This is a genomic window from Flavobacterium sp. FlaQc-49, assembly GCF_044005985.1.
Classification (GTDB): Bacteria; Bacteroidota; Bacteroidia; order Flavobacteriales; family Flavobacteriaceae; genus Flavobacterium; species Flavobacterium cupriresistens.
In genome coordinates, this window is sequence record NZ_JBIPCS010000002.1 from 69151 (window position 1) to 86398 (window position 17248).

General features: G+C 34.4%; 11 protein-coding genes. All 11 read right to left on the bottom strand.

Going from position 1 to position 17248, the window contains the following annotated elements:
* Positions 1-311: 311 nt before the first annotated feature.
* The gene (locus ACHRV3_RS03620) at positions 312-2498 is read right to left on the bottom strand and encodes a T9SS type A sorting domain-containing protein (protein ID WP_395433346.1); all 2187 of its coding nucleotides are present in this window, start codon (positions 2496-2498) and stop codon (positions 312-314) included.
* 357 nt (positions 2499-2855) lie between these two features.
* Complete coding sequence (locus tag ACHRV3_RS03625; protein WP_395433347.1) at positions 2856-3575, bottom strand: toxin-antitoxin system YwqK family antitoxin; 720 nt, start codon at positions 3573-3575, stop codon at positions 2856-2858.
* A gap of 94 nt (positions 3576-3669) precedes the next feature.
* Positions 3670-5574 carry a membrane protein insertase YidC gene (yidC, locus tag ACHRV3_RS03630; protein WP_395433348.1) on the bottom strand — a complete coding sequence of 635 codons (1905 nt, stop codon included), beginning with the start codon at positions 5572-5574 and terminating at the stop codon, positions 3670-3672.
* A 79-nt stretch (positions 5575-5653) separates the two neighbouring features.
* Positions 5654-7270, bottom strand: coding sequence for a CTP synthase (locus ACHRV3_RS03635; RefSeq protein WP_395433350.1), 1617 nt, complete (start codon positions 7268-7270; stop codon positions 5654-5656).
* 278 nt (positions 7271-7548) lie between these two features.
* Positions 7549-8874 (bottom strand): HlyD family efflux transporter periplasmic adaptor subunit, encoded by a 1326-nt coding sequence (locus ACHRV3_RS03640; protein ID WP_395433351.1) that lies wholly within the window; start codon positions 8872-8874, stop codon positions 7549-7551.
* Positions 8867-11053, bottom strand: a complete 2187-nt coding sequence (locus tag ACHRV3_RS03645) for a peptidase domain-containing ABC transporter (RefSeq protein ID WP_395433352.1) — start codon at positions 11051-11053, stop codon at positions 8867-8869. The genes ACHRV3_RS03640 and ACHRV3_RS03645 overlap by 8 nt, the downstream gene beginning before the upstream one ends.
* Positions 11054-11060: 7 nt before the next feature.
* A complete protein-coding gene (locus ACHRV3_RS03650; protein ID WP_395433354.1) occupies positions 11061-11645 on the bottom strand; it encodes a hypothetical protein in 585 nt (194 codons plus the stop codon).
* Between the two features lies 1 nt (position 11646).
* Positions 11647-12981 (bottom strand): hypothetical protein, encoded by a 1335-nt coding sequence (locus tag ACHRV3_RS03655; protein WP_395433355.1) that lies wholly within the window; start codon positions 12979-12981, stop codon positions 11647-11649.
* A 384-nt stretch (positions 12982-13365) separates the two neighbouring features.
* Entirely contained in the window at positions 13366-13602 is a 237-nt protein-coding gene (locus ACHRV3_RS03660; RefSeq protein WP_047778819.1) for a DUF3820 family protein, read from the bottom strand.
* A 277-nt stretch (positions 13603-13879) separates the two neighbouring features.
* Positions 13880-15808, bottom strand: a complete 1929-nt coding sequence (gene nagB / locus ACHRV3_RS03665; protein WP_230001328.1) for a glucosamine-6-phosphate deaminase — start codon at positions 15806-15808, stop codon at positions 13880-13882.
* 27 nt (positions 15809-15835) lie between these two features.
* The gene (locus ACHRV3_RS03670; RefSeq protein ID WP_230001326.1) at positions 15836-17215 is read right to left on the bottom strand and encodes a sugar MFS transporter; all 1380 of its coding nucleotides are present in this window, start codon (positions 17213-17215) and stop codon (positions 15836-15838) included.
* Between the last annotated feature and the right edge of the window lie 33 nt (positions 17216-17248).

Here is a 17248-nt window from a genome sequence, read left to right on the forward strand (position 1 = left end):
TTTTTGTTTGCCCGCAAAAATCACCAAAGTCAATGCAAGGCACCTATTTTTTTTCTTAAAGAATGTGAAGTTCTTTAAATTTCTTCAGGAATTTCTCTAAGTCGTTTTTTGGATAAAACTTAAATACGCTCACCACTATTTAAACTTTACTACTAAAGATGAAATTATACTTTTTATTTTTCTGTCCAAAAAATTTTGGGATGTATTTTTTTCTGAATCAAAATCATTACACCTGATTTTACCAAACCATTCAGGTCTTACTACAGGCAAAAATCAGGTGTAATGACAGATAAAAAAATATTTTCTAAATACTAGTTTTTCACAAATTTATGAGTGATTAATTTTCCTTCCCTTATTTCACAAATAAAATAAATACCATTAGCTAAATTTTCGACATTTACTATTTTATCTACCTCTGCTACTACTTTAAATGTTTTAATAATTCCTCCCAATGAGTTAATAAGATTTAAATCCGCATCATGATCTGACTTGATCGTTATAATTTTATTACTTGGGTTTGGATGTAACATAAACTTTACAGCTTTATCGAACGATACTGTACTAAGATTGTTAAAGTTTATACAATCGGAAGAAACAGTACAACCATTTAAAGTCATTACAACTTTATAGGAGCCATCTATCTTTGGTTCAAAGAATTGACCTGTTTCTCCATCGATTGATGATATAGGACATTCGTACCATTGGTAAGTCGCACCGGATTGATCTGCAATTAAAACTTCAGTTCCAACCGTTACATTTGAATTTAAAGCCGGAGGTTCTGTTATATTAAAGGTTCTCGTTTTACTTCCCCCTTTATCATCCTTAACTATTAGGCTATAAATACCTGCTTTTAAATCGGATGCGGTGGCAGTTGTTCCTCCGAAAGGCGTCCAAGCATAAGTGTAATTACCGGATCCTCCCACAACGCTTGCACGAACAACTCCGTCAGCTTCCCCATAACAACTTACGTTTGTTTGTACTCCGGAAATAAAGATATCCGAAACAGGGGTGTCCGAGATCGAAATAAACCCTGAAATAGAATACCCCCCAACCGAACCGTATGCAGAATAACCGCCATATAAAATATCGCCAGCTCCAATTCCACTCACGCTGATAAAATATTTACCTGCCGGCAGGTCTATACTCATTGACGCATTGAGCGAATAAGGGTTCGGATTCCAAAATTTTTCTATTTCAGCACCAGTCGAATTATGCAACGTAATTGCAAGATGGAGATTCCCTTTACCAGATCCGTTTATTGCATTAGCGTTGATTATTACATTTCCTCCTTTGGTGGTAAATGCAAAGAAATCACGATCACTTTCTTTTTCGATTACGCCCTCTTTTTTAATAATCAATCCTGTATCATCGTGAGTTAAACTAAGTGCTGAAGATACATCATTACCATAATCATCCATTCTGTACCCCACTCCATATTCCCGTCCGGAAATAATATCAACATCACTCTCTTTATTATTTGCGCTATTGTATTCTCCCTTGCTCCATTGCGTAACTGGTCTGTAATAACTAAACCCCATAATTGGCGCCCAGGAAGTATTCTCTAATCCGTAAAAATATTCTTCCGTCGGCAAAGTACGGCCATCATGTTCTAACCCAAAAGTATGCCCTATTTCATGAGAACAGGTATCTCCAGCATCCTTACCATTATTAAGATTAAAACACCAGGCCGGAACATCATTATCCCAGCCAAAGGACCCCATATAAGCTACTCCACCCGCTTTTGGACTTGCAGTTTTTGTTGTGGTCAGCACTATACGCATCCTTTTCGATTTAGGATACTTATTAAAAACGGCTTCATTTGTTGTTATATTCAGATTAAATGGTCTGAAATCTTCTGCAACAATTTCAAAAAGTTCCATTATATAAGCGCTTCTCAATCCAGCCGGAGCTGCATTAATTGCTTTCCCTTCATTCCAATAATTTCCAGCAAGCATATTGTAACCGTCAAAATCCAACAGTACACAACCTTTTCCGCCTGGCAAGCTTTCTAAAGTAAATATGTTAGCACTCAACTCTGCAACATTATACTTTGTAGTTGTGGTCTTTTTTTGTGGCAGTTTACTATATTCCACACAAATCAAAGAATTTATGTCTACTTTTGAAACATAAGCATTTCCATGAGCATCAGAAGAATACTTATATGCTTCTTTTGTTTTTCTTAAAATAATATGCCCTTCCAATGACTGCCCAATTACTTTAATATAAAAAGAAGACTCTGAAATATCTTTAATTTCTCCAATCAAAAATTCACTCGAAGGAGTTGATTCTTTGTAATTTATTTTTCCATTAAACTTTTTTGAATCGACAGTCTGAAGTAAAACACTTTTCACGTCCCTTTTTCCCTTTGAAACAATAAACTCCTTCTTTAAGCTATTCATAAAGCTTGTACATGTCCCTAGAGAAGTTTGAGAGATAGCGACATTATTAAAAAAAAACATTACTAATAAAATCAATAAAAAATCGTAGTTTTTCCTCATATATATTCCTTTTTTTTCATACAAAAAGAAGTCTAATAAAACACTTCTTTAATTAAAATGCAAAATTGCGATTAAGCGGCGAATATAGATATTTACTTACCAAAAAAGAACATCACTCCATTTTTTTATTAAAAATTAAAAAAAATACTATCAAAAAAACTCCACATATAAACAACTCAATCTAGACAAAATAGAATATAAAGTAATTTTCATTGAGTCGAGCTATAATCCGAAATCACAGTTACAAATTACCAATCAAAAAAAAATCCTTAGCATCTATTTTACTTTAGTCCGAAATAGAAGCCTAAAAATTTTGGCATAAAAAAAGCCTCAAATTTGAACTGCCACCAAAAAGTTCTATTCCATTTTAGGTTTTGAGTCAGACTGATAATTACTTTTCGGGTCACTCATATTTACTTCTTTCGTCAGTTTTCCTTTTAAGTAAAACTTCCACATTCCGGCTTTTTTCCCTTTCAAAAATTTTCCTTCAGAAGCCACAACCCCATCAGAATCATAGAAAACAGCGTCTCCGTTATATTCGTCATTCTTATAGGTACTTTTCTCCAGAATAATTCCGTTCTGCCCGTACTTTTCGTAGATCCCTTCTTTCTGACCATTCACATAAGTCATTTTTTCTGCGACTTTAGCATTTGGGTAAAAAACGGTCCTTGCACCTTCCAATTTCCCATTTTTATAATTTTCGGTGGTCATTACTATAGCTGAAGCTTTATGGTAGTATGTCCATTGCCCTTCGTAATTTTTCCCGATCACTTTTCCTTCACTTACTTTATTTTTCTTCTGATCATAAAAGATATTATAAGCACTTCCATCATTGGCACTAAAATCACGTGTTGCGACAACATCTCCTTTTTTCGTGTCATCAAAGAACTTAAATACTCCGGTTTCTTTTCCGTGGTTAAAAGTCCCTTCGTATCTCGGGCGTTTGGAAACTTCATAAGTTCCTTTCCACAAACCTTCTTTTTTTCCGTTTGCGTCTAACTTATTAAAATCTGTTTGAGCATTTATTACTATAACATTCAGTAAGGCTAAGCCAAGTAGTATTCTTCTTAAAATCATCTTTTAATTCCTTTTAAACTTTAACGAAATTACACTTTATAAAGTATATCTGTCGTAAAAAAAAATCCCGATAAATCGAGATTTTTTTTAGTACTTATTTCTTTTTATTCTGACCTTTTGCGGCCTCTTGTTGCTCCATTACCTCCTGAAGACGTTGTTGAAATTTACTTTGCTTTTTAGGCTCTTTCAACTTGTTCTCCTGAATCTGAGCATGAATTTTATCTGTATCCACAATATAGTTTTTAATTACAAACATAATTCCGATTGTAATTAAGTTAGAGATAAAGTTATACAAACTCAATCCTGCACCATAACTATTGAAGAAAATTAACATCATTAATGGCGAAACGTAAATCATGATTTTCATCATTTTCGCCATATCCGGCATACCTTCTTGTTGAGGAGCTGCCATTTGTTGGTCACCTGAAGTCATTTTCATATAGAAGAAAATCGCAATTGCAGCCAAAATTGGAAACAAACTGATATGATCTCCATATAAAGGAATGTGGAATGGTAAGTTTACAACCGCATCAAATGATGATAAATCGTCTGCCCAAAGGAAACTTTTTTGTCTTAACTCAAAAGCAGATGGGAAGAACTGGAATGACGCATACATAAACGGAAGCTGAATCAATGCCGGAATACATCCTGCCATTGGGTTCACCCCTGCTTTATTGTACAATTTCATCGTTTCCTGTTGTTTCTTCATTGGGTCTTTTTTGAATTTTTCTCCCAACTCTGTAATCTCCGGACGTAAAACTTTCATCTTAGCCTGAGACAAAAATGACTTATAGGTAATTGGCGACATTGCCAATTTGATGATAATTGTAAAAATGATAATCGCAATTCCATAAGCAATATAAGAGCTTAAGAATCCGAATAATGGAATGAAAATCCATTGATTAATCCATCCGAAAATCCCCCATCCTAGTGGAATAATTTTTTCGAAGTTTTTATCATATGCTTTTAAAACTTTATAATCAGCTGGTCCAAAATACCAACTCATTTTATAATCCACTTCTCCATTAGAAAAAGCTAAAGGAACTGTTGCTTTAAATTGTTTGATAAAAGTAGTATCTATTTTTTCATCTTTTACTAAAGCATCAGATTGTAATTTAGATTTCTCAAATGGTTTATCACTCTCCAAAATAGCCGTAAAAAAGTGTTGCTTAAAAGCTACATAACTCACTTTTTCAGGAGTATCTTCTTTTGCTGTACCGTCGCTTACCGAACTGTATTTTTCATCTCCATATTCGTATTCAAGTTGCGCATAACGCTTCTCGATAGAAATACTTTTCTCGTTTCTGTATGATTTTAAATCCCAAACTAAATCTAATGGCTTAGACGAATTTAAAATCTTATTCAAACCTTGTGAACGAACATCAAAACCAACTAAATATTCGTTTGGTTTTAAAATGTATTTGTATTCTAAAAATTCGTTCGCTCCAGCTTTCAAACGCATTGTTAAAATCTGATCTGCTCCAACTTTAGTTAGTGTTGGCTCAAAAAACAAATCTTTCGAATTTAAAGTTCTGTTATCTGTTGTTTGTAACTGAATGTTTAAATTAGAATTATTGTCTTTGATTAATTCCACTAATTGTTTTGAACCTTTTTGAAATTTTTCAAATTCTTTAAGAGTAGCTTCAACAATATAACCCCCTTTATTAGCGATTTTTAGTTTAATCTTCTCATTTTCGATTGTTGTAAAAGATTCCTTTGCAGAAGGAAGTGTCGCTGAGTAAGCAAAACTACCTAAGGTTTTTTGCAATTGTGCTAATTGAACTGTATCGCCCGGAGTTGTTGCTGCAACTGGCAAAACTGCCGTTTTAGTTTTATCCGATTTAGCTTGAGCTTCTTGTTTCGCAACTAATTCTTTCTTGGCTTTTTCAGCAGCAATTTCCTTATCAGAAGGTTGATTTTGGTACATAATCCAAATCAAAATTCCAAATATCAATACAAAACCAATGATTGAATTAAGGTCAAATTTTTTTTCTTCCATTATAGTTTAAAAAAGGTTATTCGTTAAAGGCTATTTGTCTTGAGTTTAATCCAAACGTTACAACCTTACAGAATATTAATTATTGTTTTTTATGTGAATTTACAGCAGCAGCTACAAAGTTTACAAAAATCGGATGTGGATTGGCAACCGTACTTTTGTACTCCGGATGGTATTGAACCCCAATAAAAAACGGGTGATTTTCAAGTTCCACAATCTCCACTAAACCGGTATCCGGATTAACTCCTGAAGCCAATAAACCTGCTTTTTGTAATTCTTCAGCATATTTATTGTTGTACTCATAACGGTGACGGTGACGCTCTGAAATCGTTTTTTCTCCGTAAATTTTATGTGCAAGCGTATTTGGTTTAATATCACATTTCCAGGCTCCCAAACGCATTGTTCCACCTTTATCTGTAATTGTTTTTTGTTCTTCCATTAAATCTACAACAGGATGTGACGTTTTATCGTTCATCTCTGTAGAATTCGCATCTTTGTATCCTAAAATATTTCTTGAATATTCGATTACTGACATTTGCATACCTAAACAAATTCCAAAAAACGGAATATTATTTTCACGTACGTAACGAACGGCTTCGATTTTTCCTTCTATACCTCTTTCTCCAAAACCAGGAGCAACTAAAACACCATCAAGATCTTTTAGTTTTTCTATAATATTGTCCGCATTAATGTGTTCTGAATGAATAGAAATTACATTTACTTTGGTTTCATTAGCAGCACCGGCATGAATGAACGCCTCTAAGATCGATTTGTAACAATCCTGCATTTCTACATATTTCCCAACCAAACCGATGTTTACGGTATGTTTTGGATTTTTTAATCTGCGTAAAAAAGTATTCCAGTTTTTAAGGTCCGGCAGTGCTTTTTTAGGTAAATCTAATTTTTTCAAAGCCACTACATCTAATCCTTCTTCAAGCATTAAATTAGGTACTTCGTATATCGTTGAAGCATCAATAGACTGAATAACCGCTTCTTTTTTCACATTACAGAACAATGCCAATTTTTGACGTAGTTCCTGAGACAATTCATGCTCGGTTCTACAAACCAGGATATCGGCTTTGATACCACTCTCCATTAATGTTTTTACCGAGTGTTGTGTTGGTTTTGTCTTTAACTCCCCTGCAGCAGCTAAAAATGGAACTAATGTTAAATGAATCACGATTCCGTTATTTTCACCTAATTCCCAAACCAACTGACGAACAGACTCTATATAAGGTAGTGATTCAATATCACCAACTGTTCCACCAATTTCAGTAATAACAATATCATAATCACCGGATTTACCCAGCAATTGCATTCTGTCTTTGATTTCGTTGGTAATATGAGGAACAACCTGAACTGTTTTTCCTAAAAATTCTCCTCTTCTTTCTTTTTCAATAACCGAAAGATATACTCTTCCTGTTGTCACATTATTCGCCTGAGAAGTAGGAACATTAAGAAAACGCTCATAATGACCTAAATCTAAATCGGTTTCAGCACCATCATCAGTCACATAACATTCCCCATGCTCATATGGATTTAACGTACCCGGATCCACATTAATATATGGATCAAATTTCTGAATAGTTGTACGATACCCTCTTCCTTGTAACAATTTTGCCAAAGATGCCGCGATAATTCCTTTTCCTAAAGATGAAGTCACACCACCTGTAACAAAAATATATTTTGTCTGATTCATTCTGTTGTTGTTTGTATTGTAGTTGTGTAAAAAACTTGGCAAAAGTACAAATTTAATTGGACATTTTGGCAAATAGCGAATGAGATAATTTGCAAATTTATAAACAGATCGTTTACTTGTTTCCGTAATCCCTAATTTTAGATGTTATAGCGACTTATTTTTGAATAATTTATTGGTCTCACTTAAATCCTGCTTTACTATAAATCTAAAATACGGAATAAGTAACCCTTATTTTTATTTAAAGTTAAAAACATTGCTCCTACTATTCGGGAGAAATTCTATTCTAATTTATATCTCAAATTATCAAAGAAACGTTCGATCAGTCTCCTGTCTTCTGTTATGATTTCGGCTGTCCCTTTAGCTTCAGCATGAAAGTTTAATACAACATCATAATTCGTTTTTAATCCGTAGGGCAGATTTACATCAACCAGATAGGAACTCATTTTCTTTTGATTATCAGAAAGAACCTGCTGGTTTGTTGCAAGTGATATCCTTACTACCTTACCTTTAATCGAGCCATATTCATTATAAGGATAATTATTCAGTTTAATTATAACACTTTGTCCAATTTTCACTTTACCGGAGCCATTTTCAGGCAGATTAACCTGTCCTATTATTTGGTTATTATCCGGTACTATTTTAAATAATTCTTCTCCGGACTGAATATAATCGTTGTCTTTAAGAAAATTCAAAAAATCTACTTTTCCTTTTATCGGGGAAAGAAAAACATACGTCCGTTCCCATTTTTTTATGGCATCGATTAAATCATAATAGCTATTAAATAACCCAATAATCAATTCCCTTTCTTTAGCTGTTTTTTCAATTGCAATTACTTGTGATTTATTATGAGCTTCATTGATTTGATAATCTGTATTATTAATCTCTTTATCAATTGCTTTATAATCCAGTTCACTATTTGCTTTTGCTATAATAGAACGTTCTATATCTGCTTTGGAAGTGACATTTTTACTATATAGTGTCGAATCTTTATGAAAAAGACTCTGTGAAACTTCGTGTTTTATTTTTTGGCTTTTAAAATCATTTTTTAACTGCTCAAATTTCTTTGTCTGCAGCTCGAGTAATTTTTTATTAATTTGTTTTTGAACCTCATAAGGCTGTTGATTCGTATAATCTAAATATTGATACAGCGCATTTAAAAAGTTATAGTATTTATTATTTACATCTCCTAAAGATAAATTTTCAGGAAATAAATGACGGTGTTTTTGAAAATCGACTTCATGAATATTTATATCATCGAGTGTTTTTTTCAACAGTTTAACATCGTCTAAATTGGCTTCATTTTTTATGTAGGCAATGTATTCTCCGGCATGTACATTAGCACCGGAAGCATGTTCTAACAATATAATATTCCCTTGAGTCGATGCAACTAATTTGACCGGAGCCTGTCTTGTATTTATTACAATTTGACCCATTAATACTTCCGGATATTTTATAAACCAGCCAAAAAGCAACAATAGCAATACCAAACCTATAGCAACTGAGCTGATTAAAATTCCGAATTTAGTCGGCATTTTTTCAATAATCCAAGCTACCTCTTCGGTTCGATTTGAGTTTAGTGTTTTATGAAATCCTTTATTATCCATTTACAGTATCTCCTGTCTGCGTTTTAACCAATTCATAATAATGCCCACCTTCTTTTGTCATCAACATATCGTGATTTCCAATTTCACTAATAAATCCATTTTTAAGCACTATAATCTGATCTGCTTTACGAATCGTACTCAATCGATGTGCCACCACAATTACTGTTTTGTTCTTAAAAATCTCTTCTAATGCTGTCACAATTTTTTGCTCATTTATAACATCCAGTGAATTCGTTGCCTCATCAAAAAACAAATAGTCGGGATCTTTGTACAAAGCCCTTGCTATCAGAACACGTTGTTTCTGACCTCCGCTTAAACCTCTGCCGTTTTCTCCCATCATCGTTTGATATCCTTTGGGCATAGCTTCTATTTCTGCTGCTATATTGGCTACCATTACCGCTTTTTTCAACCTTGTATAATCAATATTCTCATCGTCCAAGACAATGTTATTTTGAATCGTATCGCTAAAAATTTTGCCGTCCTGCATCACCGCTCCGCAACTTGCTCTCCATTGTTTTAGATTAACGTTCTGAATATTAAGATTCCCCATAGAAAGTTCACCATGGGTCGGTTTATACAATCTTAAAATAAGTTTTAACAAAGTGGTCTTACCGCTACCGCTATCTCCTACAATCGCCGTTACTTTTCCCTCCGGAATCAATATTGAAATATTAGTCAAAATATAAGGACTATTTCTACTGTACTGAAAACTAACATTTCGCAAGAGCAAGCTTTTATCTTCCGGAAGTTTGATACTGTTATTAATCTCGTTTTCTTCTTCTTCCTCTAATTCATGTATTTCGTTAAGCCTTAAAAAACTAATTTTTGCATATTGAGCAGATTGAACAAAAGAAATGAACTGCATAATCGGACCATTAAGCATCCCTATTATAAATTGTGTCGAAATCATTACACCAAATGTAATGTCACCTTTTATCACTGCTTTTGCACAATAAAACGTAATCATTAAATTGGTTAATTGATTAATAAATTGCGCTCCCAGATTTTGTGCATTGGTAATTCGCAGTATTTTTTGGTCAATCTTAAATAACTGAACTTGCAAAGCCTCCCATTTCCATCTTTTTTGCTTTTCGTAATTATTGATTTTTATATCCTGAATACTTCCAATGGTCTCCACCCAGTAACTCTGATTTTTTGTGTGGACGTCAAAATATTCCCAATCCAGTTTTTTCCTGAATCTTAAAAAAAAGACCACCCAACCGATAAATAAAGTACTGCCAATCAAATAAATCAAACACAAGACCGGACTGTAAACAAACAGAATGATCCCGAATATAAAAAAGGTAAGAATAGAGAAGATAAAATTGAGCGAATTGTTCATTATAAAATCCCGAATACGCTCATGATCTTGGGCTCGCTGTAAAATATCTCCAATCAACTTATTCTCAAAAAAAGTAATAGGCAGTTTCATTAATTTTATCAGATAATCTGATATCAAAGAGATGTTTATTCGCGAAGTAAGATGCAGCAAAATCCAATCGCGAATCATGTTGCTCAATAAGATACTCACTATAATGGTAATATTGGCGATTAAAACAAGATCAATAAAATCTAAATCATTGGTCTGAATTCCAACATCGATAACTGATTTTGAAATAAAGGGTAAAAAGGCCTGTAACAATGTTACTATAAGCATCACCACAAACAGGTTTACAAAACTCTTTTTGTAAGGTGTAAAGTACCCCAGAAAATTCTCCAATGTTTTTCTGCGTTCCAATTTATCATTTATAGAGCGTTGTTTAAAATCCGCCATGGGCTCTATAGCTAAAACAGCACCCACTTTTGATTCTTCTAACCAGTCTTCCTGAAAACTCTCGTAAGAATATTCACACAACCCTTTTGCGGGATCTGAAACATATACTTGTTTCTGTGTTATTTTATAAACCACAATAAAGTGACTCTCCTGCCAATGTACAATACATGGCAATGGAATTGTCTGCAAAACACTAAAATCAACTTTAACACTTTTAGTACGCAAACTAATTGCTTCACAAGCATCGCTAAGATCTAAAAAACTGACCCCTTCGCGCGTGATACCACATAAATCACGTAAAAAAGGCAGGCTATAAAACCTGCCATAATATTTTGCAATAATTTTTATACAGGCAGGACCACAATCTTTAGCATCGAGCTGAAACTCGTGGGGGAAATTAATCATAAGTGGTTTATTTTTTTAGCAGCTCGAATATCTCACCTTCACCTGTATCGTAACGTATTAAACCTTCTCTTTTATCCCAGTAAAAAGATTTTAGATAGTTATTACCAAAGTTTTTTGCATTGATACCGTCTTCAAAAACATACACATGTGTATACTTTTTTAAAGATGTTCTCAGGACAACCCAACTTTCTGTCGGTATAGGTTTTACTTGAACATCGGGATAAAATAGACCAAAAACATTAAAAGTAGGAAAAGACTTTTTATTTATTTCGTCTTTACTAATTGATACTCCGCTAACACAATAGGAATCATTGTGGCAAATTTTAGACTTAAAGTCAATATGCATCATATTGTATTGTAAATTACCTACTTCGTAACAATTACATTCTTTATTATCATATGTTTCATATTTATCCGCTACAAAAAGCGTGTCCAATTTCCCCAGATTGCTTTTAAAAATTATTTGCTGCCCTTTTTTGTAAGCCGAAAACCACTCTTTTTCGTCTTTAGATAAATGAGTTTTAGTACACTTGCAATTGCATGAACTTAGTATAAACGCGACAATAACAAATAACATAATTATATTTTTCATCTCACTTTGATTTTATACCCAGTTCTATTGCCATTTCATTTACACCGTGTCCCCCTGATGTTCTGGTTGGTGTAATAAAGTGTTTTTGCCCTCCCGCTGTTGTTAGTCCCGGTATCACCATTTGCGCTATATTTAAAGGATCATTTGTCATAATATAAGAATGCGTATCTGACACGAACCCTATTCCTAAAAGTAAAGCTGTTGAATAACTCAATCCTGCCGCATTAATTGTCACAGCACTTCCTCCCGTAGCGCGGGCATTGGCTTCTGCCATACCTCCGCCTAAAGAATGCCCTGAAAAAGATAATGCATCACCAAACAGAGCCTTTAATGCCTTAGCATTATCCACAGATTCTTTATATTGCAGAGAAATCCCCGCTGTTTGTAAGACGTCCGCAGCATAATCTCCTATCTCAGATTCTGTACCAGCAGTTACATAGCAATATTCTTTTTTGCCAGCTGTAATTCTTTCATATAATTGCGATTTAAAACCTGAGGAAGGGTCATTATATTTAATACCTTTTACTTCATTGGAAACTTTCCATCCGAAAAGCTTATCAGGCCCAACCGTGTCCTTACCGCCATAAACTGATTTCGATAGTAATGCAGCTTCTAAAGGTGAAGGTTTTGAAGAACTACCATGTATAGGCATTACATACCAAGACGCATTTGAATTTGTCGTATTGGTTGTACTTGTGCTTCTTGGACCATTGGAAAGATTAATTTGCAATGTCATATTATCAATTACAGTACCTTGTTTTATTGTACTTGGCCCTTTGTAATAATTCACTACAGTAACATTATCTAATCGTGTGCCCGGCAATTGAATATTATACTGAATAAAATTTTGCTGCTGTCCGCTTGCCGTTTTTTCGTTATTTACGAAGGCATTTATTTGATTCGCATTTACAATCCCATTATTTGCGCGAATAAATTGAAAATAACGATCTATAGCAATTGCACTTGTAGTACTTAGATTGCCTTGAGCATTGACAAACCAATCATTATTATAATTGGTATTAGAAGTAGAAGAATTTAAATTATTTGTTCCTGAACCAGAATTTGCACCAGCCCCTGAATTAGAGTAATTCCCACCAAAGGAAGTATTACCATAACTGCCTAATTGAGAAAAATTATTAGCACTCCCGCTAACAAAACCACCTTGGCCAAAACCTGTCAAGCCAAAACCACCGTTTCCTCCAATATTATCCGCTTCACCTGGGGCTTCTTGGTCGTTAGTATACTTTATAGGTCCTCCTCCCAAAATTCCCTTTGCTTCATCTGCCTCTAACATTCCTGTAATGTCAGAAAATTTCATTTTTTTAAGATTTTTCATAATAGAGATATTTCAATATTTATTCAAATATATAAAATATTTCTTACAAATAATAAAATTTATTTAAAAATTTTGTAGTCTTTACATTTCAAAAAAACTCTCTTATGCGTCTGAAGACCACTTTTAAAACCTTGATAATCTTCCTCCTTCACATTATAATGAAGTTTTTACGAATAAGACTGTTACCAAAAAGAAACAATTGTGCTATTATTTTTCTATAATAGCCTGTTTTATTTATTTTTCACAACGCTAACGCTACAAAGCAAAACCAAGGCATAAATTAACCGCTTCGCGTAAGCAAAATCGTGGTATATTAATTCCGTTAAAAAAACTTCGATAATTGAAAAACAAATACAAGTATAGCTCTAGCAGCTAACCCATAAACTACTTCAAAGGCTTAGGATACTGCTTTTTGATATTACGGATCAACTCTTCTAATCCGTTTAGTTTTAGCTCATAGATCAGTTGTAGTTGTTGCCCCAGCTCTCCTTTCGGGAAACCTTTATTTTGATACCAAACAACATAATACTCGGGCAAGTCTATTAAGTAACGTCCCTCGTATTTTCCGAAAGGCATTTTGGTATGGGCTAATTTTATGAGAAGTTTACTGTCTTGTTGCATTTTTCTAGAAAAAAAAGCAAGAAAAAAAGAATAGACTCATTCTCTTTTCTTGCTTCTAATTGTGCAAAGTTACTTTTATTTTTTATTTTTTTGCCACAGATTAAAAGGATTAAAATGATTTTTTTAATCTGTGAGAATCCTTTTAATCTGTGGCAAAAAAAAGCCACGAATCACACCAATTATCCCGAAAATAAATTCGCGAAAATTCGTGTAATCCGTGGCTAAAAATTTTCCTAAACTCAGAACCTTAGCAGCTCAGAATCTTAGCACCTTCTACCTAGTAATGCCATCTCACAAACGCTTCCATCGCCGCATAAGTCGCTAGACCTAATTGCTGATACAAAGCTGCTGTTTCGTGGTTTCGGTCTTCAGCTCTTTGCCAAAATTCTCTGGCATCGGTTCCCTGAAAAACAACACCGTCTTTTTGTGATTGGTGTTTGAAGATTCCATGGCGTTTTGCCAAAACCTGATCCGGGCTCATAGGTACCGCCATTTCTACTTCGTCAATACCCCATTCCTGCCAAGCACCACGGTATAGCCATAACCAACAGTCGTCCATAAATGATTTTGGTTTTAGGGCTTTCACGGCTTCAAAAATAGCATCTAAACATACTTTGTGTGTTCCGTGCGGATCTGCTAAATCTCCTGCAGCATAGATTTGATGTGGTTTAATTTTTTCAATTAAATCCATCGTCAATTGAATGTCTTCTTGTCCGATTGGTTTTTTCTCGATAGTACCCGTTTCATAAAATGGAAGCTCCATAAAATGAATCTGATCGTCTGTTAAACCAACAAAATGACTTGTTGCTCTTGCTTCTCCTTTTCTGATTAGTCCTTTGATATAACGTACTTCAGGGATGTCAATTTCGCTGTTCTTTTTATTTTTTAAGAAGTTAACTGCTTTTTCATAAATCGCATCAGCTTCCGGGCTTTTGATTCCGAATTTCTCATTGTAATCAATTACGAAACTTGCAAAACGCAAGGCTTCATCATCGGCAACGGCAATATTTCCTGAAGTCTGGTAGGCTACGTGCACTTCATGACCTTGCTCTTGCAAACGCATAAACGTTCCTCCCATACTGATAATATCATCATCAGGGTGTGGACTGAAAAGCAATACACGTTTTCTGGCTGGTTCCGCTCTTTCAGGACGGTTAGCATCATCCGCATTTGGTTTTCCACCTGGCCAACCTGTAATTGTATTTTGTAATTTATTGAAAATCTTAATGTTAATATCATAAGCAGGACCTGAATCGGCCAATAAATCACTCATACCGTTTTCGATATAATCGGCATCGGTAAGCATTAAAATTGGTTTTTTAAGATCAAGTGCCAATCCTAAAACGGCTTTGCGGATTAGTTTATCACTCCAGGTTACTTTTTCTACCAACCAAGGTCTGTTGATTCGGGTTAGTTTTGAAGACGCTTCTTTGTCTAAAACAAAAACAGCATTATTGTGCTCCTGTAAAAACGAAGCCGGAATCTGATTGGTCACCTCATCTTCAACTGATTTTTTGATCACATTGGATTTTCCTTCACCCCAAGCCATCAAAATAACTTGTTTGGCTTCCATGATTTTTTTAACTCCAAGTGTGATTGCAGTTCTAGGTGTATTACTTAAACCGGAAAAATCTTTACTTGCGGCAACTCTTGTAATATGGTCTAAAGCTACCAAACGCGTTTTAGAGTTTTGAAGTGAACCCGATTCGTTAAAACCAATATGTCCGTTTCCTCCAATTCCAAGAATCTGTAAATCGATTCCACCTAAAGCTTCAATTTTAGCTTCGTAATCGTGGCAGTAATCTGCAATTTGTTCTTTGGTTAAAAGTCCATCGGGAACGTGGAAGTTTTCAGGTAAAATATCGACATGGTCAAACAGTAATTCTTTCATAAAACGAACATAACTGTTGATAGAATTAGGTTCCATTGGATAATATTCATCCAAATTAAAACTAATTACGTTTTTAAAACTCAAACCTTCCTCTTTATGAAGACGTACTAACTCTGCATACAATCCTTTTGGAGAAGAACCGGTTGCCAGACCTAAAATACAAGGTTTGTTTTCTTTTTGTTTGGATTGAATTAAAGCTGCAATTTCCTGAGCAACCGCTTTAGAAGCCTCATTAGAATTTTCAAAAACTACTGTATTGATGTTTTCAAATCGTTTTTCGAAGCCTGTTGCTTTGTCTATTTTACTTTTTAACATGATATATATCTTTTTTTATTCCTGATTCTAAATCTTCCAACTTCTGTATTTATGACCTTTTATTGCATAAAAAAGAATCATTAAATACGAAGGCAATAATATTAAATAAGCAATTTGATTCCCGCTTTTTGAAGTTAACGCTACTCCATTTTCAATATTTGATGTATTTACGTGCTCCACAATCATCCCATAAAACAGCGGAAAAACAGCACCACCAATAATTCCCATAATCAAAATTGCACTTGCAATTTTAGTATAACCTCCTAAATCCTGAAGGGCCATTGGCCAAATTGCCGGCCAACAAAGTGCATTTGCCAATCCAAGTAAGGCTACCAAAAGAATTACAATCGGTAAATTTGGAATTCCGGGCAACTGAATCATTAACTTTGGAGAGATTAATACAATCGCTAAAACCAAAATTAAACCTAAAAATCCCGAAGCTTTTAAAGCTGTAACCTGCGAAAGATATTTTGGAATTAATGTGATTCCCAATACATAACCCACTACCATAAATGACATAGTGAATGAGGTTAATTTCAAATAAAAGTTCCCTTCATCGCCATAAACTCCTAATTGTTTTCCGAAACCACCTATTGAATCACCGGCCAAAACTTCCGCTGATATGTACAGCATCAAAGTTACAACACCTAAAACCAATTGCGGGTACTTAAATGCGTTTTTTATTTGCTGAAAAATACTCAAATTTGTTACATTTCCGTCTTCATCCAAATCAATCTCAGGAAGCGGAGAAAACTTAACCAACAACGCTAAAACCATAATGATCAACCCCATATAAAGATAAGGTCTTTGCAATTGTAGTGCAAGTGAATTTAAGGCAGCAGTTTTTGATGCTTCATCTAACAACGCAATCTTATCGGCAGTAAAATCCTGCATGTTTGATAAAACCAAGGCTGTTAATACAATCGGAGCCACAAATCCGGCCAGTTTGTTTGCAATTCCCAGAACACTGATTCTTGCCGCAGCACTTTCACGAGGACCTATAACGACAACATACGGATTAGAGGCAGTTTGCAAAACAGCTAAGCCTGTTCCCATCACAAATAATGCAATTAAAAACAGCAAAAAAGTACGGCTTGACGCAGCGGGATAAAACATAAATGCACCGGCTGCAATGATCAATAATCCTAAAGAAATACCATTTTTATACCCTACTTTTTCGATAATCCAAGAGGATGGAATTGCCATCACAAAATAGGCAATATAAAAAGCAAAAGTCACAAAATAAGCTTGTGAAGAGGATAACTCACAGGCCAATTCGAAAAATGGAATTAAAGGCCCGTTAAGCCAGGTAACAAAACCTAGAATAAAAAACAATAAGGTTAAAATAACCATCGGAATAACCGGATTCCCTCTCTCTAAACGGACTGCATTTTCAATGTTTGACATACTATTTTTGGTTGATTGTTAAAAAGATTTTGA